We start from the raw sequence: 21,923 nt of genomic DNA, 5'->3' as shown, positions 1-21,923 counted from the left end.
ACGAACTACCGAGGAGACAGGGAATGTCTGAAAAGGTGACGATGCCGGAGCTCGGCGAGTCCGTGACCGAGGGCACGGTGACCCGCTGGCTGAAGGCCGTGGGCGACGAGGTCGCGGTCGACGAGCCGCTGCTCGAGGTCTCCACCGACAAGGTGGACACCGAGATCCCCTCCCCGGTGGCCGGTGTGCTGCAGGAGATCCTGGCCGAGGAGGACGACACCGTCGAGGTCGGCGGCGAGCTGGCCGTCGTCGGTGACGGCGAGGCCGGTGGCTCCTCCGACGACTCGTCCGACGAGGCCGACGAGCCGAAGAAGGGGGAGAAGGCCGAGGAGCCCCAGGAGGAGCCGAAGAAGGCCGAGGAGAAGCCGGCCAAGAAGTCCTCCGGTGGCGGCGGGGGCCAGACCGTGACGATGCCGGAGCTCGGCGAGTCCGTCACCGAGGGCACCGTCACCCGCTGGCTGAAGGCCGAGGGCGACGAGGTCGCCGTCGACGAGCCGCTGCTCGAGGTCTCCACCGACAAGGTGGACACCGAGATCCCCTCCCCCTTCGAGGGCGTGCTGTCCAAGATCATCGCCGGTGAGGACGAGACCATCGAGGTCGGTGGCGAGCTCGGTGTGATCGGCGGCGAGGCCGGCGGCTCCGACGACTCCTCCGACGAGGACGAGAAGGCCGACGACAAGGCCTCGGAGAAGAAGTCCTCCGAGGACGAGGGCTCCCAGGACGAGGAGCCGATGGACGCCGGTTCCGCCGAGGAGGTCGCGGCCGAGGGCAAGTCCGAGGACCCGCAGGCGGCGGCGAAGGCCGACGCGAAGAAGGTCGAGAAGAAGAAGGACCAGCAGCCGCAGGGCGGGTCCTCCGACACCGAGACCTACGTGACCCCGCTGGTGCGCAAGCTCGCCAAGCAGCACGGTGTGGACCTCTCCACGCTCGAGGGCTCCGGCGTGGGTGGTCGCATCCGCAAGCAGGACGTCCTGGCCGCGGCCGAGGGCAAGGGCTCCGGTCAGGAGGCCGCTTCCGAGCAGCCGAAGGCCGCCGAGAAGCCTGCTGCGCAGGAGAAGCCCGCCCAGCAGGAGAAGGCCACCCCGGCGCGCCAGTCCTCCGCCAAGCCGTCGGGTGCCCTGGGTGACCTGCAGGCCAAGCGCGGGACCACCGAGAAGATGTCGCGCCTGCGCAAGGTCATCGCCCAGCGCATGATGGAGTCGCTGCAGGTCTCCGCGCAGCTGACCACCGTCGTCGAGGTGGACGTCACCAAGATCGCCCGCCTGCGCGACCGCGAGAAGAAGGCCTTCCAGGCCCGCGAGGGCGTCAAGCTCTCCTTCCTGCCGTTCTTCGCGCAGGCCGCCATCGAGGCGCTCAAGGAGCACCCGACGGTGAACGCGAGCCTCGAGGACGACCAGATCGTCTACCACGCCCAGGAGAACCTGGGCATGGCCGTGGACACCGACAAGGGCCTGCTGGTCCCCGTGATCAAGGACGCCGGGTCGCTGAACATCGCCGGCATCGCCCGCAAGATCGACGACCTGGCCAGCCGCACCCGCGACGGCAAGATCGGTCCGGACGAGCTGAGCGGCGGCACCTTCACGCTGACCAACACCGGTTCGCGCGGCGCCCTGTTCGACACCCCGATCATCAACCAGCCGAACGTGGCGATCCTCGGCACCGGTGCCGTGGTGAAGCGCCCGGTCGTGGTGAGCGACGAGGACGGCCTGGAGACCATCGCCATCCGCTCGATGGTGTACCTGGCCCTGTCCTACGACCACCAGATCGTGGACGGCGCCGACGCCGCCCGCTTCCTGAACACCATGAAGGAGCGCCTGGAGGAGGGCCACTTCGAGGTCTGATCGTCCGCCTGCGTCGCCTCCGGCGACACGGCCCTTGCACGCCGGGCCCCCTGCACCTGCTGGTGCGGGGGGCCCGGTCGTGTCATCCGGGCAGCTCCCAGTCGGCCAGGCGCCACTGGTTCCCGTGCGGCTGCAGCACCAGCTGCACCGTGCGGGCGTCCCGGTCGCCGACCGCCACCGAGGCCGTCACGGCCCGCCGGTCGCCGCGCGCCGAGGATCGCTCCCGGGCGGGCCGCAGGTCCTCCACGCGATAGCGCGCCTCCCCCAGCTCCTCCGGTGGCAGCTCACCGGTGTCCCGTTCCCACGCGGGACTGTCGGGCACCACCACCGTCGCCAGGGCCTCCCGGTCGCCCTCGGCCCAGGCGGTCGCCCGGCGCCCGAGCAGCTCCTCCAGCTCGGTCTCCGACGGTAGTGCGGCCTCACGGGCGTCCGATGTGGTCGCGATCCCCTGGGACGGGTCAGGGTCCTCCGAGGCCGCGGCACCCGGTGCACGACCACCGGACCGGACCGTCGTGGCGGAGTCCTGCGGCGTCGGGTCGGTGCTCCCGGAGTCGGTGGACGACGTCGGGACCGTCGGCTCGCCGGTCCCCTCCGTAGCGCCCCCGGCCGACGTCGGCGTGGCGCCGGAGTCATCGGCCACCGCGGTGGGAACCCCCTCCGCCGTCGGGGCCTCACCCGCCCCCAGCAGCGACCAGGCGCCCACCACGACAACCAACCCCGCGGCGCCCGCCAGGAGGGCTCGCCGGCCCCCGGGCACGCCGGAGCGCAGGCCGGAACGCGGCGGGTCCTGGGCCGCCGCACGCAGCGAGGCCCGCAGCTCCTCCAGGCGCTCCTGCTCAGTCCGGTGGAGACCGGTGGGCCCCGGCTCCCCGTCGTCCGGGTGCAGGTGGTCGGCCTCCGGTTCCTCGCCCGGCGCCGGTTCGGCGGGCACCCGCTCACCGGTTGGGAGATCGCCCGGGTCGCCCGCCACCGTCTCGTCCCCGGCCGCCTGCGAGGCGTCGTCCACCTCGTCCAGCTCCTCGGTGCTGCAGACGACGAAGGCGGTGACCGACGGCCGCGCGGCCGGGTCCTCCCGCAGGGCCCGCTGCACAGCCACCACGAGGCCCTCCGGGACCGGCCACTCCACCTCCTCCACCAGCCGGCGGGTCAGCACCGCGAGCTCGTAGGCGTCACTGGCCGGGGTGGGCGCGTCCCCGTCGACGACCTCCGGGGGCTCGACGAGCCACGGGTCGTCCCCCGCGGCCTCCCCCGGCCTCAACCGGAAGCCCCCGCCGGCCTGCCTCTCCACCGAGGCGGCGCTCACCCCGCCGTGGACCGCCCCACCCTCGTGCAGCCGCGTCAGGTCGGCCCCGACGTCCCGCACCAGACGTCGCAGCTCCGCCGGGCCCGGCCGCCACCCGTCCTCCACCAGCTCGTGCACTCTCACCATGCGTGCACTGTGGCCCAGCCGGACCGGACGACGTCGCGCTCCGTCCACAGGCGTACTCTCGGCGCATGCACTTCGAGCACGTGGGACTGGCACCGGACACCGTCGACTACCTGGAGGCCTGGGACCTGCAGCGGAAGGTGCACGCCGAGGTCTGCGAGGGCGGTGAGGACACCGTGCTGCTGCTCGAGCACACGGAGGTCTACACCGCGGGCAAGCGCACCGCGGCCCACGAGCGCCCGCTGGACGGCACGCCGGTGGTCGACGTGGACCGGGGCGGCAAGATCACCTGGCACGGCCCCGGCCAGCTCACCGGGTACCCGATCGTCCGCCTGCCCGACCCGGTCGACGTGGTGGCCCACGTCCGCCGCCTCGAGGAGGTGCTCATCCGCACCGTGGCCGAGTACGGCATCGAGGCCACCCGTGTGGAGGGCCGCAGCGGGGCCTGGGTGCTCGGCGAGCCCGAGGCCACCGACCCCGCCGCTCGGCAGGACCGCAAGATCGGCGCCATCGGCATCCGCGTCAGCCGCGACGTGACCATGCACGGCTTCGCCCTGAACGTCGACTGCCAGACCTCCTGGGCCGACACGATCGTGCCCTGCGGCATCACGGATGCGGGGGTCGCGACCATCATCGGCGAGCTCCAGCGCGCGGGGCGCGCCGACGAGGCCCCCACCGTCGCCGAGGTCGTGCCCGTGGTCGAGCGCCACCTGCGCGACGTGCTCGGCGCCGTCGAGGTGCCCCGGCCCGCACCTGCCGCGGCCACTGCCTGAGCCCACCGCTCCGGCACGTATCCTTGATGCCCACCGTGGAGCCTGCTCCACGGTCCTCCGGGATGCCCGGAGCACCACCGTCTACCGCAGGGAGTCATGACGTGACCATCGCCCCCGAGGGTCGTCGCCTGCTGCGCGTCGAGGCGCGCAACGCCGAGACGCCGATCGAGCGCAAGCCCGAGTGGATCCGCACCACCGCGAAGATGGGCCCGGAGTACCGCGAGGTCAACTCGATGGTGAAGGGCCAGGGTCTGCACACGGTCTGCCAGGAGGCGGGCTGTCCCAACATCTTCGAGTGCTGGGAGGACCGCGAGGCCACCTTCCTGATCGGCGGCGACACCTGCACCCGCCGCTGCGACTTCTGCGACATCGCCACCGGCAAGCCGATGCCCCTGGACCCGGCCGAGCCCATGAAGGTCGCGAACTCCGTGGCGCAGATGAACCTGCGCTACGCGACCGTGACCGGTGTGGCCCGCGACGACATGCCCGACGGCGCCGCCAACCTCTACGCGGACACCATCCGCGCCATCCACGAGCGCAACCCGAACACCGGCGTGGAGATCCTGCCCCCGGACTTCGGCGCCAAGCCCGAGTTGGTGCAGCAGGTCTTCGACGCCCGACCCGAGGTGTTCGCGCACAACCTGGAGACGGTGCCGCGCATCTTCCGCCAGATCCGCCCCGCGTTCACCTACGAGAAGTCGCTCAAGGTCATCTCGATGGCCAAGGAGGACGGGCTGCTCACGAAGTCCAACCTCATTCTCGGCATGGGCGAGGACGACGAGGAGATCCGCCAGGCGATGCGCGACCTGTGCGACGCGGGCTGCGACATCCTGACGCTCACCCAGTACCTGCGCCCCTCGAAGCTGCACCACCCGATCGACCGGTGGGTGAAGCCGGAGGAGTTCCTGGCCCTCAGCGAGTACGGCGAGGAGCTCGGCATGAGCATCATGGCCGGGCCGCTGGTGCGCTCGTCCTACCGCGCCGGGCGCCTGTGGGCCACGACCATGCGCAAGCTCGGTCGTGAGATCCCCGAGCACCTCGCGCACCTGGGCGAGGCCGCGGAGGACGGTGCCCGTCAGGAGGCCCGTACTCTGGTGGAGAAGCAGCTCGCGTCGAACGGCGACACCACCGACTGAGCCGGACCGGTCCGGCAGCACCCCGTTCTCCCGTGGTCGTCCCCCCCGGGACGCCGCCCCGTCACACACCGAGGAACCCCATCCCCATGGCCAAGAAGGACACGTCCAGCGGATCCCACCGCTCCGGCTCCGGCAAGCCCTCGCTGGGCACGCGGATGAAGAACTACGGCTCGCAGGTGGCGCAGGTCTACCGGATGACCAAGCGAGCCGACCCGAACACGCCGTGGATCCTGCTGGCCGTGTTCCTCGGCGTCATGGTGCTCTTCGGCATCCTGGGCCTGCTGCTGAACATGTTCGTCTACTTCGTGCTGTTGGGGCTGCCCATCGCGATCCTGGCGACCACCTTCACCCTCGGCCGCAAGGCCCAGAAGGCCGCCTACGCCCAGGTGGAGGGCCAGCCCGGCCAGGGTGGCGCCGTGCTGCAGGCGCTGGGCCGCAGCTGGTGGTACGACCAGGAGCCGGTGGCCGCCGAGATGCCCCGCCGCGCGCGGTCGATGCAGGACATGAGCGCCGCCGCGATGGTCTTCCGCGGCGTCTCCCGCCGGGGCGTGCTGCTGCTCGGCGAGGGCCCGAAGGGCGCTGCGCAGCGGATGCTCAAGGCGCAGGAGAAGAACGTGCACCGCATCGCCGGGCCCGAGGTGCCGGTGACCACCTACCTGCTCGGCTCCGGTGACGACCGCACGCCCATGACCGAGGTGATCCGGGAGGCCAAGAAGCTGCCCAAGACGATCACCGACGCCGAGGCCGAGGCCGTGCACAAGCGGCTGGCCGCGATGGGTGGACTGCGCAACCAGAGCGGCATGCCCAAGGGTGTGGACCCCCAGCGCATGCGCGCGGCCAAGCGCTCGACCATGCGCTGAGTCCCTCGTGGTGCGCTCCCGTCGTCGGTTCGTGCTGGGCGTGGCCCTCGCGGGACTGGTCCCCGTGGCCGGCTGCGGGCGGTCCGGGACGCTGGTCGTGGTCACGCCGCACCCCGACGACGAGACCCTCCGGCTGTCGAGCTACGTCCTGCACGCCCGCGACCGGGGCGATCGGCTGGTCCTCGTGGCCGCCACCCGCGGCACCGCCAGCAGTGCAGCCCCCGCGTCCTGGAACCCCGAGCACCTCGCCGAGGTGCGTTCCGGGGAGCTGGAGGGCGCCTGGGCGGCGTTGACGGGCGGCGAGGGCACCATCACCCACCTGGAGCTGCCCGACGGCGGGCTGACGGAGTCGTCCGTCGAGGAGGCCCTCTCCCCCGTGCTCGACCAGCACCCCGGGGCCGTCGTCGCCGCCGCGTGCGCCGTGGACGACGACCACCCCGACCACCGCGTCGTGGCGCGGGTGGTGCGGCGGCTGGCCGGTGAGCGCGGCCGCACCGCTCTGCCGCCGGGAGCCACCGGGGGCAGACGGTGGGACTGCCCGGACCTGCCGGCCGCCCGCCGGGCCGACGCCGCGTACGAGCCGTTCGGGCACCGATCGGTCTCCGGGCTCTTCGCGGACCTGCGCGCCGCCCGGCACCGTTCGGCGGTGCTCGGGTGAGCACTCCGCCCCCGGCGGTGCGACGACCTCGGCTGGTCTCGCTCGACTGGTCGCGGGGCACGGCGGTGGTCTTCAACCTCCTGATGATCGCGGTGCTGCCGCCCCTGCCGGCGGCCCTCAAGCACGCCCGGTGGGAGGGCGTCCACCTGGTGGACCTGGTCTTCCCGTCGTTCGTGGTGCTCTCCGGCGCGGGCATGGCCTTCGCCTACGCACGCACCCCGTCCTGGTGGGTGGTCCTGCGGCGCTCGTCGGTGCTGTGGGCGGCGGGGCTCGTCTACAACGGGGTGGTGCTGGACTGGCCGCCGCTGGCCGAGTTCCGCCTCATGGGGCCGCTGCAGGTGTACGCCGTCCTGGTGCCCCTGGTGGCCGTGGCCAGCACCCGGCTGCGCACCACCCGGGCCTGGGCGGCGGGGGTCGTGGCACTGCTGGTGGTGCTCGGTGCGACGCACCTGGCCTGGGGCACGCACTGCGGCGGGGTGTCCCCGGAGTGCAACCCCTCCCGCGTGCTGGACCTGCCGTGGATGGGGGCCCACGCCTACCGCGGCGGTGCGCTGGGCCACGACCCCGAGGGACTGGTGACCCTCGCCGGTGCCCTGGTGACCGCCGGGGTCGGCCTGGTGGCGGGTTCCACCCTGCGCACCCTGCACGGTGCGCCCGGCATCCGGCGCCGGATCGTCGCCCGGCTGCTCGTGCTCGTCGGCGCCTGCGTGGCGGGCGGGCTGGTGCTGCAGCTGTTGGGCGTGCCGCTGGTGAAGCGGCTCTGGACGCCCTCCTTCGCCCTGCTGTCGGCCGTCCCCGGGCTGCTCGTGCTGCTGGGTGGGTACCTGCTCCTCGACGCCGAGGGAGCTCCTCTCGCGGGCAGTGGGCACAGGTGGGTCGCGGCCGGCGTGCGCTCGGTGCCCGAGGCGCTGGGCCGCAATGCCCTGCTGGGCTACTTCGGGTCGCACCTGGTGCTGCACTGGCTGACGCTCGGCGACCCGTCGGTGGCCGACCGGGTGGCGGGGGTGCTCGGGGGTGACGCCGGACGCTGGCTCTTCGGCAGCGTCTTCCTGGGCTTCTGGGTGGTGCTGGCCGTCGTCCTCGCGCGGCACCGGGTCTACGTCCGGCCCTGAGTGCCCCCGGGGGCCCTCGTGGCCGACAGGGTGGCCGATGGGGCGCCGACCCGACCGACTCAGCGTCCGCGGACGATGGCGGTGCGCCGCACCCAGTCGTGGGCGCTCCGGTGGTCCTGGTCCCAGATGATCGCCGGGACGACCAAGCAGAGGAGCACCCCGCGGACCAGCGCGTCCACGAGGGTCACCGGACGGTCGTCCAGGCGGATCACCTGCAGGCCCAGGATCTTGTGCCCGAGCGTGGAGCCCAGGGTCGCGACCAGCAGCACGTTCTCCAGCAGGAAGATGCCGAGGGTCACCAGCTGACCGGTCCCGCCGGCCTGCAGGTCACCCCAGGTGGCCGCGGTGATGGCCAGACAGGCGAACCAGTCGATGAAGAGGGCCACGAGCCGACTCAGGAAGGGCGCGATGGAGCCCGGGCCGTCCGACGGCAGCCCCAACCGCTGTCCGGGGTGGTCCTGCCGGGGCGGCTGCTGGTCGTCCGGCAGCGCGGCCCGGGGCCCGCTGAGCCAGGAGCCGATCTCTCGTCTGTCCACGCGCACAGGGTACGGAGCCCGTTGCGCGACACGTAACCGCCCCGTGACGCGGGAGTGACTCCCGGGCAAAGACCCACTCGATAGGCTGGGCCCGTTCCGCCGCACCGCCGCCCCGGTCGGTCCGGCCATGTCTCGCTCCCAGGAGGGCACCGCAGTGTTCAGCAGCCCGCAAGAGGTCATCGACTACATCCGCGACGAGGAGGTGGAGTTCCTCGACATCCGGTTCTGTGACCTTCCCGGGGTCATGCAGCACTTCAACGTGCCGGCGTCCACGGTCGACGCCGAGGCGCTGGCCGAGGGCCAGATGTTCGACGGCTCGTCGATCCGCGGCTTCCAGGCCATCCACGAGTCCGACATGAAGCTGCTCCCGGACCTCGCCACGGCCTTCATCGACCCCTACCGGGACGCCAAGACGCTGGTGATGAACTACTCCATCGTCGACCCGTTCACCGACGAGCCCTACGGCCGTGACCCGCGCACCATCGCGCGCCGCTCGGAGGAGTACCTGAAGAGCACCGGCATCGCCGACACCGTGTTCATCGGTGCCGAGGCCGAGTTCCACGTCTTCGACGACGTCCGCTACGAGACGAAGCCCGGCCGCGCCTTCTACAGCGTGGACGCCGAGGCCGCTGCCTGGAACACCTCCCGCGAGGAGATCGGCGGCAACCAGGGCTACAAGGTGGACACCAAGGGCGGGTACTTCCCGGTCTTCCCCACCGACCACTACACCGATCTGCGCGACCAGATCTGCCGCGACATGGAGAAGGTGGGCCTGGAGGTCGAGCGCAGCCACCACGAGGTGGGCTCGGCGGGTCAGCAGGAGATCAACTACAAGTTCAACACCCTGCTGCACGCCGGCGACGACATGATGAAGTTCAAGTACGTCGTCAAGGGCACCTCCTGGCAGGACGGCCGGACGGCGACCTTCATGCCCAAGCCGGTCATGGGCGACAACGGGTCGGGCATGCACACCCACCAGAGCCTGTGGAAGGACGGCGAGCCGCTGTTCCACGACGAGAACGGCTACGCCCAGCTCTCGGACACGGCCCGCTGGTACATCGGTGGCCTGCTCAAGCACGCCCCCGCGCTGCTGGCGTTCACCAACCCGACGATCAACTCCTTCCGCCGGCTGGTGCCCGGGTACGAGGCGCCGGTGAACCTGGTCTACTCGGCCCGCAACCGCTCGGCGTGCATCCGCATCCCGATCACCGGGAACTCCCCCAAGGCCAAGCGCGTGGAGTTCCGCGTGCCGGACCCGTCGAGCAACCCGTACCTGTGCTTCGCCGCGCAGCTGATGGCCGGCATCGACGGCATCCGCAACCGCATCGAGCCGCCGGAGCCGGTGGACAAGGACCTCTACGAGCTGCCGCCGGAGGAGCAGGACTCCATCGAGCAGCTGCCGTTCTCGCTCGACGACGCACTGGACGCCCTGGAGGCCGACCACGACTTCCTCACCGAGGGCGACGTGTTCACCGAGGACCTCATCGCCGCCTGGGTGGACTACAAGCGCACGCACGAGATCGCGCCGATGCGACTGCGTCCGAACCCCTACGAGTACGAGCTGTACTACCACATCTGAGCGAGATCCCCACGGGGGCAAGGGACCCGGTCCCTTGCCCCCGTTCTGGTGCGTGGAGGATGCACAGAAAGTGCCCAGCCGGTGGTGGGTGCTGACAGCCTCGGGGGAGGTCGTTCGATCCGCAGCGGGGCCGCATCAGCCCGCCCGGGCGTCCTCCACCCGCCGGTGCGCCGACAACGCCCGCAGCGCGCTGAGGATGGCCACGAGGTCGACCACCTCCTGGAGCAGGGCCCCGGCCACGGCCGGGAGGTGCCCCAGCGCCGCCACGACCATGAGGCCCACGGAGATGGCGATGCCCAGCCAGATGCTCTGCAGGGCGATGCGCACGGTGCGGCGGGAGATGTCGACGACGTCCGCCAGCCGGCTGAGGTCGTTCGAGGTGATGACCGCCGAGGCCGACTCGCTGGCTGCCGTGGCGCCGCGTGCCCCCATCGCCACCCCGACGTCCGCCGCCGCCAGCACCGGGGCGTCGTTGATGCCGTCACCCACCATCAGCACCGGGCGCTGCTCGGCGCGGCGCATGATCTGGACCTTCTCCTGGGGGGTGACGCCTGCGTGCACGGTGTCGATGCCGACCTGGTCGGCCACCCACTGCGCCGTGGACCGCACGTCACCGGTGGCCATGAGCACGTCGGTGACGCCCTGGGCGCGAAGGCGTCGCAGCGTCTCTGCGGCCTCGGGGCGCACCGGGTCCGAGAGCAGCAACACACCGGCCAGCCGGTCGTCCACCGAGACGTGGACCCCGGACTCCCCGGAATGCAGCTCGGGCACCTCGTACTCCCCGATGCGTTCCCGGACGAAGCCGGGCTTGCCCACCCGCACCTCGGTGCCGTCCTCGAGGACCGCCTGCACGCCGTGGGTGGCGACCTCGCGGGCGAATGCGACCAGCGGCAGCTCCAGACCGCGCTCCCTGGCCGCCGCGGCGATGGGGTCGGCGAAGGCGTGCACGGAGTACTGCTCGGCAGCCGCCGCGAGGCGAAGCACCTCGTCGGCCGACACCGCACCGGCGTGGGCACCGGTGACCGTGGGACGCCCCTGGGTGAGGGTGCCGGTCTTGTCCAGGGCGGCGGTGCGCACCCTGGCCAGGGTCTCCAGGGCGCCCCCGTCCTTGACCACCACGTTCACCCGCGCGGCCGAGCTCATGCCGCCCATGAAGGCCACCGGGGCGGCGATCAGCAACGGGCAGGGGGTGGCCACCACGAGCACCTCGGCGAACCGGACCGGATCGCCCGAGACGTACCAGGCCACCCCCGCGATGAGCAGGGCCACCGCGGTGAAGGGCACCGCGTACCTGTCGGCCAGGCGCACCATCGGGGCCCGGGAGGACACCGCCTCGGTGACCAGCTGCACGATCGAGGCGTAGTGCGAGCCCCGGGCGGTGGCCATGGCGCGCAGGGTGAAGGACTCGGTGCCGTTGACCGCGCCCGAGAGCACCTGCTCCCCCTGCCGGCGGGTCACCGGGACCGGCTCGCCGGTCACCGACGACTCGTCCAACACGGCGCGTTCACTGAGCACCACCCCGTCGACGGGCAGCACCTCGGAGGAACGGACCAGCAGGACGTCGCCCACCTGCACGTCGTCGGCGTCGACGTGCGTGATGACCGCCCCGTCGTCGGTGACCCGGTGCGCCACGGCCGGGGCCCGGTTGATGAGGGCGTCGAGCTCGCGACTGGCCCGTTGTTCGGCCATGGCCTCCAGCGCCTCCCCACCGGTCACCATGAGCACGATGACGAGGCCGGCAAGGTACTCCCCCACCAGCACGGTCGAGACCATGGCCACGACGGCCAGCACGTCCAGACCCCACCGGCCTCGCAGGAGGTCGCGGACCATGTCCACGGAGGTCATCACCACCGTCAGGCCGATGACGACGACGGCCACCGCCGCAGCCGCCTGCTGCTGGCCCAGGGCCATGAGCGTCAACGTGACGACGAGGGCTCCGACGGCGAGGAGAACCGGCGGTCGCAGGAGCGGGTGCGATCGCAGCCGCCGGGCGCGTGCGGGCGGGGCCGGGTGCCCTGCCGTGGTGGTGACGGGCATGCCCGGAGCCTAACCGCGCCCGCCCAGCCGGCCGGGTCGGCCGGCTGGGTCGGACGGGTCAGGCTCCGCGGACCAGCCCCTCCCGGGCCAGGGCGGCGACCGCGTCCTTGGCCAACCGATCGGCGTGAGGGTGCTCCCCGAACTCTGCGACGAGCCCGGACGTCAGCTCGCCCAGGGTGCGCGGCGACTCCCCCACCTGCCGCCAGACCGACGCCCCGAGCACACCCAGCTGCGTCACGGACGACCCGGTCATGACCACCACGTCCCCCTGCTCGCAACCGACGGCCCACGAGAAGTCCGCCCGGGCCCACCGTGTGCCGGGGTGCGGATCCTGCACCTCGAGCGCGCGGTCCGGCACGGCGTCCCACGGGGCACTGCCCTGCAGGACCTCCATGTGTTCGTCCCCGGGGTGCACCCCGTGGACGGCCCTCTCGGCGAGCAGGTCGGTCACCTCGGAGATCTCCGCGTAGACCAGGCGCTGCACCCCCAGGTCGCTCGCGGCGCGGGCCAGCGCCGACAGTCCACCCGGCGTCCGGCTCAGCGCAGAGGTCTGCTGGGCCAGCAGCGGCAGTGCCTCGGCCACCGGCACCCGCTCCAGCCGCGGCACCGGCTGGTCGTCCTGCGACCGCTCCTCGGGTGTACGCAGTCGGTGCAGCAGTACCAGGCCGGTCAGTCGCGCACCCTCGGGCGGGTGGGCCATGCCCAGCTGGTCGGGCCCGAGCTGGTGCTTCTCGTGGGGGCTGCCGTCCGGATCCGTCACCACCGACAGCGGTTTGGGCAGCGGGGTCACGTGGTAGGTCTCGTCCACCACCACGCACTCGTCGGTGAGGTAGCCCCAGCCGGCCTGGCCGAGCACACGGCTGGCGGTCGTCTTGCCGGTGCCCGAGGCCGCCACGAGGCACAGCGCCCGGTCGGTGCCCGGTGCCGTCAGAGCAGCGGCGTGCACCATGAGCGCCTGCCCGATGTGCCGCGCGATGGAGGCCGAGACCAGCCGTGAGGCCAAGGCGTACCCGCCCTGTTCCCCGGTGCCCACGACCACCTCCCCCCGAGGGTGAGCGTCCCCGGGCGACACCATGTGCATGGGCCGGTCGGCATCCTCGTCCGTGGCGCACCGCGACCACAGGGCCGGGACGTCGTCGTGGATGCCCGAGTCGTGGTCACGCACCGACCAGACGGTGTCCAGGATGCGCAACCGCGCGACCTCCCGGCCGGTCCAGTCCACCTCGGGCTCCGGCTGTCGCTGTGGCGTGGTGCTCATGCGTCCACCCCCACGGCGTGCAGGAGGAAGGCCAGTTCCAGGGCGCGGTCAGCCCACAGGTCGTATCGACCGGACCGCCCACCGTGTCCGGCCACCATCTCCGTCCGCAGCAGCACGGGCCGCTCGACCGGGTCGTTGGTCGCCCGGTCGCGCACCGCCTGCACCCACTTGGCCGGTTCACCGCACCCGACGCGGGTGTCGTTGAGGCTGGTGGTGGCCAGGATCGTCGGGTACTGGGCGGGCTGGACGTTCTCGACCGGGCTGTACCCGGCCATCCGCTCGTAGGCGACCGGGTCGTGCAGGGGGTCACCCCATTCGGTCCACTCGCCGACCGTGAGCGGCAGCGAGGGGTCCAGCATCGTGGTCAGCGCGTCCACGAAGGGCACCGCCAGGTGTGCAGCGCGGTAGAGACCGGGCTCCAGGTTGAGCGCGGCCCCGAGCAGCAAACCACCGGCCGAGCCACCCTCGACCGCCAACCGCTCCGGGTGCACCCATCCGCTGTCGACGAGGTGGTGGGCCACCGTGTTGAGGTCGGTGAACGAGTTCTCCTTGTGCTCCAGACGGCCGGCCTCGTACCAGTGACGGCCCATCTCACCGCCTCCTCGGACGTGGGCGATGGCGAGCACGACGCCCCGGTCAAGCAGGGACAGGCGGCTGGTGCGGAAGTCCGGGTCCGAGGAGGCCTCGTAGGCGCCGTAACCGGTGAGCAGGGCCGGGGCGGTGCCGTCGGCCCGCACGTCGGCCCGGTGCACCAGCGACACCGGGATGCGGGTGCCATCGGCCGCAGTGGCCCACAGCCGCTCCTGGACGAACCCGGTGGGGTCGTAGCCCCCGAGCACCGGCTGGCGTCGCAGCACCTCCGGGGCCGGCAGGGAGCCACCGGCGAGCACCGGGGCGAGGTCGTACTCGAGCACTCCGGGCGGGGTCACCAGGGACTCGGTCACGACGCGCAGGCGCGTGGTGTCGAACTCGGGGTTCACTCCCGCCGCGATCGTCCACAGCGCCTCGTCGGGCACCACGTCGACCGGCTCACCCAGACCCAGCGGCACGTCCTGCTCTGCCGTGCGGGGGAGCACCCGCAGCGCGGTGAGCCCGTCGCGGCGCAGCGTCACCACCGCGAAGTGGGCGAACAGGTCCACGCCCAGGAGACGCTCCCCGTCCGCCGGGGGCGCGACCGGGCGCCAGTGCTCACGCCCGGGCGCCTGGACGGTGGCCGTGGCGAGCTCCCCCTCGGGGGTGTTCGCGGTGTGCACCAGGAGCAGCTCGTCACCGGCCACGTCCAGGTCGTACTCGAGGCCGTGCACCCGCGGCTGCACCACCCGGGGACGGGCGTCCGGATCGGTGGTGTCGAGCAGCCACCACTCACTGGAGTCGCTCGCGGCCGTCTCGATGAGCAGCCACCGGTCGTCCCCCGAGGTGTCGATGCCCATCCACCACGCCTCGTCCTCCTCGGTGTGCACGAGGACGTCGGTGGACGGGTCGGCACCGATGGTGTGCCGCCACACCTGGTGCGGGCGCCAGGCGTCGTTCACCCGCACGTAGAACAGGTGCCGGGCGTCGTGGTCGAAGCACAGCCCGTACCCGACACCCTCCAGGGAGGTGTCGAGTCGCTCACCGGTCTCGAGGTCGATCACGGTCACGTCGAAGCGCTCGTCCCCGGCGGTGTCGGTGGCGAAGGCCAGGCGCCGGTCGTCACGGCTGACGGTGAACCCGCCGACGGAGAGGAAGGTGGCCTGGCCCGCCTCGGCGTTGCCGTCCAGGAGCACCTGCTCCCCGGGCGGCACGGTGCCCGGCTCCAGTCGGGGCCGGTCGGCGTCGTCATCACCGGTGGCGGCCACCCGGGCGTGCACGGGGTACTGCTGGCCCTCGACGGTGCGGGTGTAGTACCACCACCGACCGTGCCGGGCCGCCACCGAGACGTCGGTCTGCTGGGTCCGGGACACGATCTCTTCGAAGATCCGGTCGCGCAGTGTCCTCTGACCGGCGAGTCGCTCGTCGGTCCAGGCGTTCTCGGCCTCCAGGTGCGCCACGACCTCCGGGGCCTCCGGGTCGCGCAGCCACTGCCACGGGTCCTCCACCACCTGCCCGTGGTGCTCCCGGCGGTACGGACGTGCGGCAGCGACGGGCGGGCTGTGCAGGGACATGGGATCACCTTACGGGGCGGCAGTCCGCAGGGAGGGGCGGCTCGGACCGCGTGGAAAGGGGACGTCTCACCGTTCCCAGCGGGATCCCAGCGAACTCCCCGGCCGCTTCCCCGCGATTCCCCGGAAAGGTCCAACTGCACCCGGTTGTGTGGTCGTCGTCAACCACCCCACCCAGGAGGCCACGATGACCCACCAGCCGAACACCGACCCCGCCGACCTCGCCGCCCAGACCGCGGCCGAGAACGCCGCCTACGTGCGCCGCAACCACGACCGCGGCCTGGCCTTCGACCTGGCCACGATGAACCGCCGCCAGGTGCTGGGACTCACCGGTGGTGCCGCCCTGGTGGCCGCCGGCGGACTCATCACGGGCGCCAACGCGGACACCGACACCGTGATCCCCTCGGAGACCGCCGGCCCCTACCCCGCCGACGGTTCCAACGGCGTCGACGTGCGCGTCGAGGACGGCATCGTGCGCTCGGACATCACCTCCAGCTTCGGTGACTACTCCGGCACGGCCGAGGGCATCCCCGTCACCATCGAGCTCGACCTGTGGGACCTCGATGCGGACGCCGCCCTGGCCGACGCCGCGGTCTACCTGTGGCACTGCACCGCCGACGGGGAGTACTCGCTGTACTCCCAGAGCGTCCTGGAAGAGAACTTCCTGCGCGGCATCCAGGAGTCCGACGAGAACGGCCACGTCGCCTTCACCAGCATCTTCCCCGGCTGCTACGCCGGGCGGTGGCCGCACATCCACTTCGAGGTGTACGCCTCGGTGGACGACGCCACCAGCGGCAGCGGGACCCCGATGAAGACCTCGCAGATCGCCATCCCCCAGGAGGCCGGCGAGGCCGTGTACTCCGAGAGCGGCTACGGCAGCTCCACGAGCAACCTCGAGGGCATCTCCTTGAGCACCGACAACGTCTTCGGGGACGACGAGGGCGAGTCCCAGCTGGCCACGGCGACCGGTTCGGTCTCCGAGGGCTACACCCTCACCCTGGAGGTCGGGATCAGCCCCTCCACCGAGGAGGAGACCAGCGACATGGGCTCGGCCGGGCCCGGCGGCATGGGACAGCCCCCGGCCGGCGCCCCCGGTTCGCAGTCGTCCGGGACGTCGACCAGCCAGTCGAGCGGCTCCTCCGGGTCCAGCAGCTCCAGCTCCACCGAGAGCACGTTGGGCACCGGCGCCCCGTCCACGGGCGGAGGCTCCTCCTCGGGACGGGACTCGACGGACACCGCCCTGGTGGGCACCGGTGGGGCCCTGGCCGCGCTGGCCGGGTGGCTGGGCATCCGCCACACCCGTTCCCGCCGGCCTGCCGGTGCCACCTTCGGCGCCCCGCACACCCCCGGCGGGCAGGACGACACGCCGGAGCGGCGCCGGGTGCGCTCCACCCAGGATCCCGACGACCTGCGCTGATGGTCGCCGCACGCCGCCCGGCGGCACTGGTCTGCGCCGGCGCACTCCTGCTCACGGGGTGCGCCGGCGCAGGCGGGTCCTCCCCCACCGGGACCGTCGGGGAGGACACCGCGCAGGGTCGGAGCGCACCGGCGAGCGCGTCCTCCTGCACCACGGGCGCGGCCACGAGCTTCGTGTGGGAGGACCTGTCGGTCGACGCGGAGGTCGAGGAGGTGGGCGTGGACGCCACGGCGTCCCCGGACGCCACCGGTGGCCGCCCCCTGGGAGACCCCACCGACATCGATGTGATCGGCTGGTACGCGGACGGCCCCGACCCCGGGGCGGGGCAGGGCAGCGTGCTCCTCGACGGCCACACCTACACGGACGGCTCGGCGGTGTTCACCTCCGCCTTCGACGACCAGGTGTCGGTGGGTTCGGAGTTCACCGTGGGTACCTCGACCGGTGGCGAGTGCACCTACCGGGTCCGGGAGGTGCACCGGGACGTCGCCAAGGACGGCGAGTACTCCCAGCTCGTCACCGACGAGGACCTGTACCGCACCGACGGGCCGGAGCAGGCCGTGGTCATCACATGCAGCGGGGAGTTCGACGAGGCCACAGGGCACCACCAGGGCGTCAGCGTGGTGATCGCCGAACGCCTGTGACGGGCGCGGCACGCGTCACCGACGAGGTGCCGAGCCCACCCTCCGCGCCTCTCAGAAGTCGCCACCGAAGTCGCCCCCACCGAAGTCGCCGCCGAAGTCGAAGCCTCCCGGGTCGCCGCCGAGGTCACCGCCCCCGTACTCACCCGAGTCGAACCCACCTGCGTCGGCACCGAGGTCGCCCCCGTCGGCACCCGGGTCGCCCTCCATCCCCGCCGCCTCGGGCGAGCTCTCGAAGCCCCCGTGGTCGAACATCGCGTCGGCGACCGCCGAGCCGACGACCACACCGGCGATGGTGCCCATCATCGGACCCATGATGGTGCCGCCCATGCCGACACCACCCGCTCCCCGGCCGCCGAAGGTGCGCTGCATGTACCCGGGCTGGGACATCTCCGCCCGCGTGGCCGCCCGGGCCATGGCACGAGGGTCGTCGGTCCGAGGGGCCTCACCGACCGGGAGGCTCTGGGCCATCTGACCCAGCACCTGGCGACGCTGGTCCGGGGTCAGCCGGGCGAAGGCCTCGGCGTGCGCCTCCTCGATGCGCTCCGGCGGCGCGGTGCGCAGCAGGTACTGGTAGCGGGCGATGGCCTGATCGTCCTGCGACGCCGCCCTTCCCGCCTGTGGGGCGGCGCGGGGCTGCCCGTGCTGGCCCGGGTACTGCTGCTGGGGGTGCTGCCCGCCCTGCTGCCGACGCTGGCCACCGAGGATCCGGTCGAGGAAGCCCATCTCAGTCTCCGTTCACGAGGGGTGTGTCCCCTCGAGCCTCGCACCATCGGGGCCAGCCCGCATCAGCGCTGGTGCCGCCGCCCCGGGTCGACGGCACCCTGGGCGGGGATGCGGCGCGCAGGCTCCTCGGGCTGCCACCGGGTTCGCCCCCGTCGGTTCGCCGGTGCGTCAGCCCAGCGGCAGGCAGCTCGGCCCCAGCAGCGCCTTGAGGTCACCGAACAGCGCGTTGCTGGCGGTCACCCGCAGGTCGTCCTCCACCCGCATCACCACGCGCCGCCCCGGCTGGGTGAGGTGGATCTGCACCTCCGTCGGCCCGGGGTGCTCGGTGAGCACCGTCCGCAGCCGCCCCACCACCGCGTCGGTCGTCTGGTTCATGGCCATGTGGATCATCACCGGCCCGCGCGGCCCGTCGTCCAGGTCCGGCAGCTTGAGGTCGCTGGCGAAGATGGACACCCCGTCCTCGTTGCGCTTCACCCGACCGGTGACCACACAGACCACGTCCTGCGTGAGCATCGTGGAGACGGTCATGTAGGTGCGGGCGAAGAACAGGCACTCCACGGAGCCCTCGAGGTCCTCCACCGTCGCGATCGCCCAGAGCTCACCGCGCTTGTTGCGCTTGGTGACCACCTGCGTGATCAGCCCGGCGATCGTCACCTCGGCACCGTCGGGGCGCCCGTCCTCGGAGTTCAGCACGGCGATGCTGCAGTCGCTCGCCCGGCTCAGCGCGTGCTCGATGCCGAACAGCGGGTGGTCGGAGACGTACAGCCCGAGCATGTCCCGCTCGAAGGCCAGCAGCGTCTGCTTGTCCCACTCGATGTCCGGGATGGCCGGCATGCCGCCGATGTTCGCCTCGCCGTCCTCGGCGTCGCCCATCAGCGCGGCGAAGAGCGAGTCCTGCCCGCGCTCCTGCTCCTTCTTCTCCCCCACCAGGGCGTCGACGTAGGCCTCGTGCACGCTGGCCAGCGCCTGACGCTGGTGGCCGAGGTCGTCGAACGCCCCGGCCTTGATGAGGGAGTCGATGGTGCGCTTGTTGCACACCACGGCCGGGCACTTGCGCAGGAAGTCCTCGAAGGAGGTGAAGCGCCCCTTCTCCTCGCGGGTGGCGATGATGGCCTTCACCACGTTGCCGCCGACGTTGCGGATGGCCTCCAGGCCGAAGCGGATGTCCTGGCCCACGGCGGCGAACTGCCCGATGGACTCGTTGACGTCCGGCGGCAGCACCTGGATGCCCATGCGGCGGCACTCCCCCAGGTACAGCGCGGACTTGTCCTTGTCGTCGCGCACGCTGGTGAGCAGCGCGGCCATGTACTCGGCGCGGTAGTTGGCCTTGAGGTAGGCGGTCCAGTACGAGACCACGCCGTAGGCGGCCGTGTGCGCCTTGTTGAAGGCGTAGTCGGAGAAGGGCAGGAGGATGCCCCAGAGCGTCTCCACGGCCTCCTTGGAGTAGCCGTTGTCGAGCATGCCCTTCTCGAAGTTGACGTACTCGGCGTCCAGCACCTCCTTCTTCTTCTTGCCCATCGCGCGCCGCAGCAGGTCTGCGTTGCCGAGCGTGTAGCCCGCCAGCTTCTGCGCGATCTCCATGACCTGCTCCTGGTAGATGATCAGGCCGTAGGTCATCTTGAGGATCGGCTCGAGCGCCTCGGTGAGCTCGTGGTGGATGTAGTCCACCGGCTGCTTGCCGTTCTTGCGCAGCGCGAAGTTCGTGTGGGCGTTGGCGCCCATCGGGCCGGGTCGGTAGAGCGCGAGGGCGGCGGAGATGTCCTCGAAGTTGTCCGGCTGCATGAGTCGCAGCAGCGAGCGCATGCCGCCACCGTCGAGCTGGAAGACGCCGAGCGTGTCACCGCGCGCCAGCAGCTTGTAGGCCGCCGGGTCGGTCATGTCCTTGCTCAGGGCGTCGAGGTCGATGTCCTCGCCCCGGTTGGACTCGATGTTCTTGATCGCGTCGTCGAGGATCGTGAGGTTGCGCAGCCCCAGGAAGTCCATCTTGACCAGGCCGAGCGTCTCGCAGGACGGGTAGTCGAACTGCGTGATGATCTGCCCGTCGGCCTCCCGCTTCATGATCGGGATGAGGTCGATGAGCGGCTCGCTGGCCATGATGACGCCGGCGGCGTGCACGCCCCACTGGCGCTTCAGCCCCTCCAGCCCGACGGCGGTGTCGAACACCTCGCGGGCCTCCGGGTCGTTCTGGTGCAGCTCGCGGAAGTCGATCGCCTCGGCGTAGCGGGGGTGGTTCTCGTCGAAGATCCCCGAGAGCGGGATGTCCTTGCCCATCACCGCCGGCGGCATCGCCTTGGTGAGCTTCTCCCCGGTCGCGAACGGGAAGCCCATCACGCGACTGGCGTCCTTGAGGGCCTGCTTGGCCTTGATGGTGCCGTAGGTGACGATCATGGCCACGCGGTCCGAGCCGTACTTCTCGGTGACGTACCTGATGACCTCGGGGCGCCGGCGCTCGTCGAAGTCGACGTCGAAGTCCGGCATCGACTGGCGCTCGGGGTTGAGGAAGCGCTCGAAGATCAGACCGTGCGGCACCGGGTCGAGGTCGGTGATCCCCATCGCGTAGGCACACATGGATCCCGCACCCGAGCCACGCCCCGGCCCCACGCGGATGCCGTTGTCCTTGGCCCAGTTGATGAAGTCGGCCACCACCAGGAAGTACCCGGGGTACCCCTTGCCGATGATGACCTCCTGCTCGTACTCCGCCTGCTTCAGGGCGTAGTCCGGCACGGTGTCACCGAAGCGGCGCTTCAACCCGGTCTGCACCTCGTGGATGAACCAGGAGGTCTCGTCGTGCCCCTCCGGGCAGGGGAAGCGCGGCATGAACCGCCCCTCGCCCTCGGTGAAGTCGACGTTGCAGCGCTCGGCGATGAGCAGCGTGTTGTCGCAGGCCTCCGGCAGCTCGCGCCACAGGTGACGCATCTCCGCGGCCGACTTCAGGTAGAACTCGTCGCTGTCGAACTTGAACCGGTTGGGGTCCATGAGGGTGGCACCCGACTGCACGCACAGCAGGGCGCCGTGGGCCTTGGCGTCCTCCTGGTTGGTGTAGTGCAGGTCGTTGGTGGCGACCAGGGGCAGGTCGAGCTCCTTGGCGAGCTTGAGCAGGTCCGCCCGGACGTTGCGCTCGATGTCGAGCCCGTGGTCCATGAGCTCGCAGAAGTAGTTCTCCCGCCCGAAGATCTCGCGGAGCTCGCCGGCGGCCTGCCGGGCCTTGTCGTACTGCCCCAACCGCAGGCGGGTCTGGATCTCCCCCGACGGGCACCCGGTGGTGCCGATGAGCCCCTTGCCGTAGCGCTCCAGCAGCTCGCGGTCCATGCGCGGCTTGAAGTAGAAGCCCTCGATGGAGGCCAGCGACGAGGCCCGGAACAGGTTGTGCATGCCCTCGGTGGTCTCGGCCCAGAGGGTCATGTGCGTGTAGGCACCCGAGCCCGAGACGTCGTTGCGCCCGCCGTCGCCGTACTTCACCCGGGTCTTGTCCGTGCGGTGAGTCCCGGGAGTGACATACGCCTCGACGCCGATGATCGGCTTGGCCTCGTGCTTGCGGGACTTGGACCAGAACTCGTAGGCCCCGAAGATCGAGCCGTGGTCGGTCGTCGCGACGGCCGGCATGCCCATCTCGTCGGCCTTGGCGAACAGGTCGTCGATGCGGGCCGCGCCGTCGAGCATCGAGTACTCGGTGTGGTTGTGCAGGTGCACGAACGAGTCACTCGAGGAGGTCTTCGACGGGAGGTTCGGCGCGCTCATCGCGGGTCATCCTACGACCGGGCACCGACGACCTCGGCCGCCGGCGG

The 21,923-nt window shown here is 71.7% G+C and carries 16 protein-coding genes; 9 read left to right on the top strand and 7 right to left on the bottom strand.

The window, feature by feature from the left end; genetic code table 11:
- Positions 1–23: 23 nt before the first annotated feature.
- Positions 24–1,841 carry a 2-oxoglutarate dehydrogenase, E2 component, dihydrolipoamide succinyltransferase gene (gene sucB, locus ACY8FT_RS02420; protein WP_462417354.1) on the top strand — a complete coding sequence of 606 codons (1,818 nt, stop codon included), beginning with the start codon at positions 24–26 and terminating at the stop codon, positions 1,839–1,841.
- 82 nt (positions 1,842–1,923) lie between these two features.
- Here the strand turns inward: sucB and ACY8FT_RS02415 are convergent, their stop codons facing one another.
- Positions 1,924–3,270 (bottom strand): serine/threonine-protein kinase, encoded by a 1,347-nt coding sequence (locus ACY8FT_RS02415; protein ID WP_462417353.1) that lies wholly within the window; start codon positions 3,268–3,270, stop codon positions 1,924–1,926.
- Between the two features lie 65 nt (positions 3,271–3,335).
- Here ACY8FT_RS02415 and lipB point away from each other — a divergent pair, with 65 nt between their 5' ends.
- The 5 genes from lipB to ACY8FT_RS02390 all read left to right on the top strand — a co-directional run bounded on the left by lipB (position 3,336) and on the right by ACY8FT_RS02390 (position 7,806).
- A complete protein-coding gene (gene lipB, locus ACY8FT_RS02410; RefSeq protein ID WP_462417352.1) occupies positions 3,336–4,040 on the top strand; it encodes a lipoyl(octanoyl) transferase LipB in 705 nt (234 codons plus the stop codon).
- Between the two features lie 101 nt (positions 4,041–4,141).
- Complete coding sequence (gene lipA, locus ACY8FT_RS02405; RefSeq protein ID WP_462417351.1) at positions 4,142–5,176, top strand: lipoyl synthase; 1,035 nt, start codon at positions 4,142–4,144, stop codon at positions 5,174–5,176.
- Between the two features lie 86 nt (positions 5,177–5,262).
- Positions 5,263–6,036, top strand: a complete 774-nt coding sequence (locus ACY8FT_RS02400) for a DUF4191 domain-containing protein (protein ID WP_462417350.1) — start codon at positions 5,263–5,265, stop codon at positions 6,034–6,036.
- A gap of 7 nt (positions 6,037–6,043) precedes the next feature.
- Positions 6,044–6,694: a PIG-L family deacetylase gene (locus ACY8FT_RS02395; RefSeq protein ID WP_462417349.1), complete on the top strand. Its 651-nt coding sequence runs from the start codon at positions 6,044–6,046 to the stop codon at positions 6,692–6,694.
- A complete protein-coding gene (locus ACY8FT_RS02390) occupies positions 6,691–7,806 on the top strand; it encodes a hypothetical protein (RefSeq protein ID WP_462417348.1) in 1,116 nt (371 codons plus the stop codon). Before ACY8FT_RS02395 ends, ACY8FT_RS02390 begins: the two co-directional genes overlap by 4 nt.
- A 59-nt stretch (positions 7,807–7,865) precedes the next feature.
- On the opposite strand, the gene ACY8FT_RS02385 is transcribed toward ACY8FT_RS02390, so the two are convergent.
- A complete protein-coding gene (locus ACY8FT_RS02385) occupies positions 7,866–8,342 on the bottom strand; it encodes an RDD family protein (protein ID WP_462417347.1) in 477 nt (158 codons plus the stop codon).
- A 154-nt stretch (positions 8,343–8,496) separates the two neighbouring features.
- Here ACY8FT_RS02385 and glnA point away from each other — a divergent pair, with 154 nt between their 5' ends.
- Positions 8,497–9,921 (top strand): type I glutamate--ammonia ligase, encoded by a 1,425-nt coding sequence (glnA, locus tag ACY8FT_RS02380; protein WP_462418382.1) that lies wholly within the window; start codon positions 8,497–8,499, stop codon positions 9,919–9,921.
- Positions 9,922–10,056: 135 nt separating this feature from the next.
- Here the strand turns inward: glnA and ACY8FT_RS02375 are convergent, their stop codons facing one another.
- From ACY8FT_RS02375 to ACY8FT_RS02365, 3 genes are read right to left on the bottom strand one after another with little or no spacing between them, the layout of a single operon-like run.
- Positions 10,057–11,958: a heavy metal translocating P-type ATPase gene (locus ACY8FT_RS02375; protein ID WP_462417346.1), complete on the bottom strand. Its 1,902-nt coding sequence runs from the start codon at positions 11,956–11,958 to the stop codon at positions 10,057–10,059.
- 58 nt (positions 11,959–12,016) lie between these two features.
- Positions 12,017–13,216: a hypothetical protein gene (locus tag ACY8FT_RS02370; protein WP_462417345.1), complete on the bottom strand. Its 1,200-nt coding sequence runs from the start codon at positions 13,214–13,216 to the stop codon at positions 12,017–12,019.
- The gene (locus tag ACY8FT_RS02365; protein WP_462417344.1) at positions 13,213–15,360 is read right to left on the bottom strand and encodes a S9 family peptidase; all 2,148 of its coding nucleotides are present in this window, start codon (positions 15,358–15,360) and stop codon (positions 13,213–13,215) included. The genes ACY8FT_RS02370 and ACY8FT_RS02365 overlap by 4 nt, the downstream gene beginning before the upstream one ends.
- A gap of 184 nt (positions 15,361–15,544) precedes the next feature.
- Here ACY8FT_RS02365 and ACY8FT_RS02360 point away from each other — a divergent pair, with 184 nt between their 5' ends.
- Together ACY8FT_RS02360 and ACY8FT_RS02355 are read left to right on the top strand one after the other, a co-directional pair.
- Positions 15,545–16,774, top strand: a complete 1,230-nt coding sequence (locus tag ACY8FT_RS02360; protein WP_462417343.1) for a peptidase associated/transthyretin-like domain-containing protein — start codon at positions 15,545–15,547, stop codon at positions 16,772–16,774.
- On the top strand, positions 16,774–17,415 hold the full coding sequence (locus tag ACY8FT_RS02355; protein ID WP_462417342.1) for a class F sortase: 642 nt from the start codon (positions 16,774–16,776) through the stop codon (positions 17,413–17,415). Before ACY8FT_RS02360 ends, ACY8FT_RS02355 begins: the two co-directional genes overlap by 1 nt.
- A gap of 51 nt (positions 17,416–17,466) precedes the next feature.
- Here the strand turns inward: ACY8FT_RS02355 and ACY8FT_RS02350 are convergent, their stop codons facing one another.
- Together ACY8FT_RS02350 and dnaE are read right to left on the bottom strand one after the other, a co-directional pair.
- Positions 17,467–18,138 (bottom strand): hypothetical protein, encoded by a 672-nt coding sequence (locus ACY8FT_RS02350; RefSeq protein ID WP_462417341.1) that lies wholly within the window; start codon positions 18,136–18,138, stop codon positions 17,467–17,469.
- Between the two features lie 168 nt (positions 18,139–18,306).
- Positions 18,307–21,876, bottom strand: coding sequence for a DNA polymerase III subunit alpha (gene dnaE / locus ACY8FT_RS02345; RefSeq protein ID WP_462417340.1), 3,570 nt, complete (start codon positions 21,874–21,876; stop codon positions 18,307–18,309).
- Positions 21,877–21,923: the final 47 nt, after the last annotated feature.

Source organism: Kytococcus sp. Marseille-QA3725, assembly GCF_054950055.1.
The sequence above is the reverse complement of the archived record's forward strand: the minus strand, read 5'-3'. Positions and strand labels throughout refer to the sequence as shown.

What these genes read in the sequence shown, in the direction of transcription:
- ACY8FT_RS02375 (WP_462417346.1), bottom strand. Translation starts at nt 11,958, where the DNA reads ATGCCCGTCACCACCACGGCAGGGCACCCGGCCCCGCCCGCACGCGCC.
- ACY8FT_RS02415 (WP_462417353.1), bottom strand. Translation starts at nt 3,270, where the DNA reads ATGGTGAGAGTGCACGAGCTGGTGGAGGACGGGTGGCGGCCGGGCCCG.
- ACY8FT_RS02360 (WP_462417343.1), top strand. Translation starts at nt 15,545, where the DNA reads ATGACCCACCAGCCGAACACCGACCCCGCCGACCTCGCCGCCCAGACC.
- ACY8FT_RS02355 (WP_462417342.1), top strand. Translation starts at nt 16,774, where the DNA reads ATGGTCGCCGCACGCCGCCCGGCGGCACTGGTCTGCGCCGGCGCACTC.
- ACY8FT_RS02350 (WP_462417341.1), bottom strand. Translation starts at nt 18,138, where the DNA reads ATGGGCTTCCTCGACCGGATCCTCGGTGGCCAGCGTCGGCAGCAGGGC.
- sucB (WP_462417354.1), top strand. Translation starts at nt 24, where the DNA reads ATGTCTGAAAAGGTGACGATGCCGGAGCTCGGCGAGTCCGTGACCGAG.
- ACY8FT_RS02365 (WP_462417344.1), bottom strand. Translation starts at nt 15,360, where the DNA reads ATGTCCCTGCACAGCCCGCCCGTCGCTGCCGCACGTCCGTACCGCCGG.
- ACY8FT_RS02370 (WP_462417345.1), bottom strand. Translation starts at nt 13,216, where the DNA reads ATGAGCACCACGCCACAGCGACAGCCGGAGCCCGAGGTGGACTGGACC.
- dnaE (WP_462417340.1), bottom strand. Translation starts at nt 21,876, where the DNA reads ATGAGCGCGCCGAACCTCCCGTCGAAGACCTCCTCGAGTGACTCGTTC.
- ACY8FT_RS02400 (WP_462417350.1), top strand. Translation starts at nt 5,263, where the DNA reads ATGGCCAAGAAGGACACGTCCAGCGGATCCCACCGCTCCGGCTCCGGC.
- lipB (WP_462417352.1), top strand. Translation starts at nt 3,336, where the DNA reads ATGCACTTCGAGCACGTGGGACTGGCACCGGACACCGTCGACTACCTG.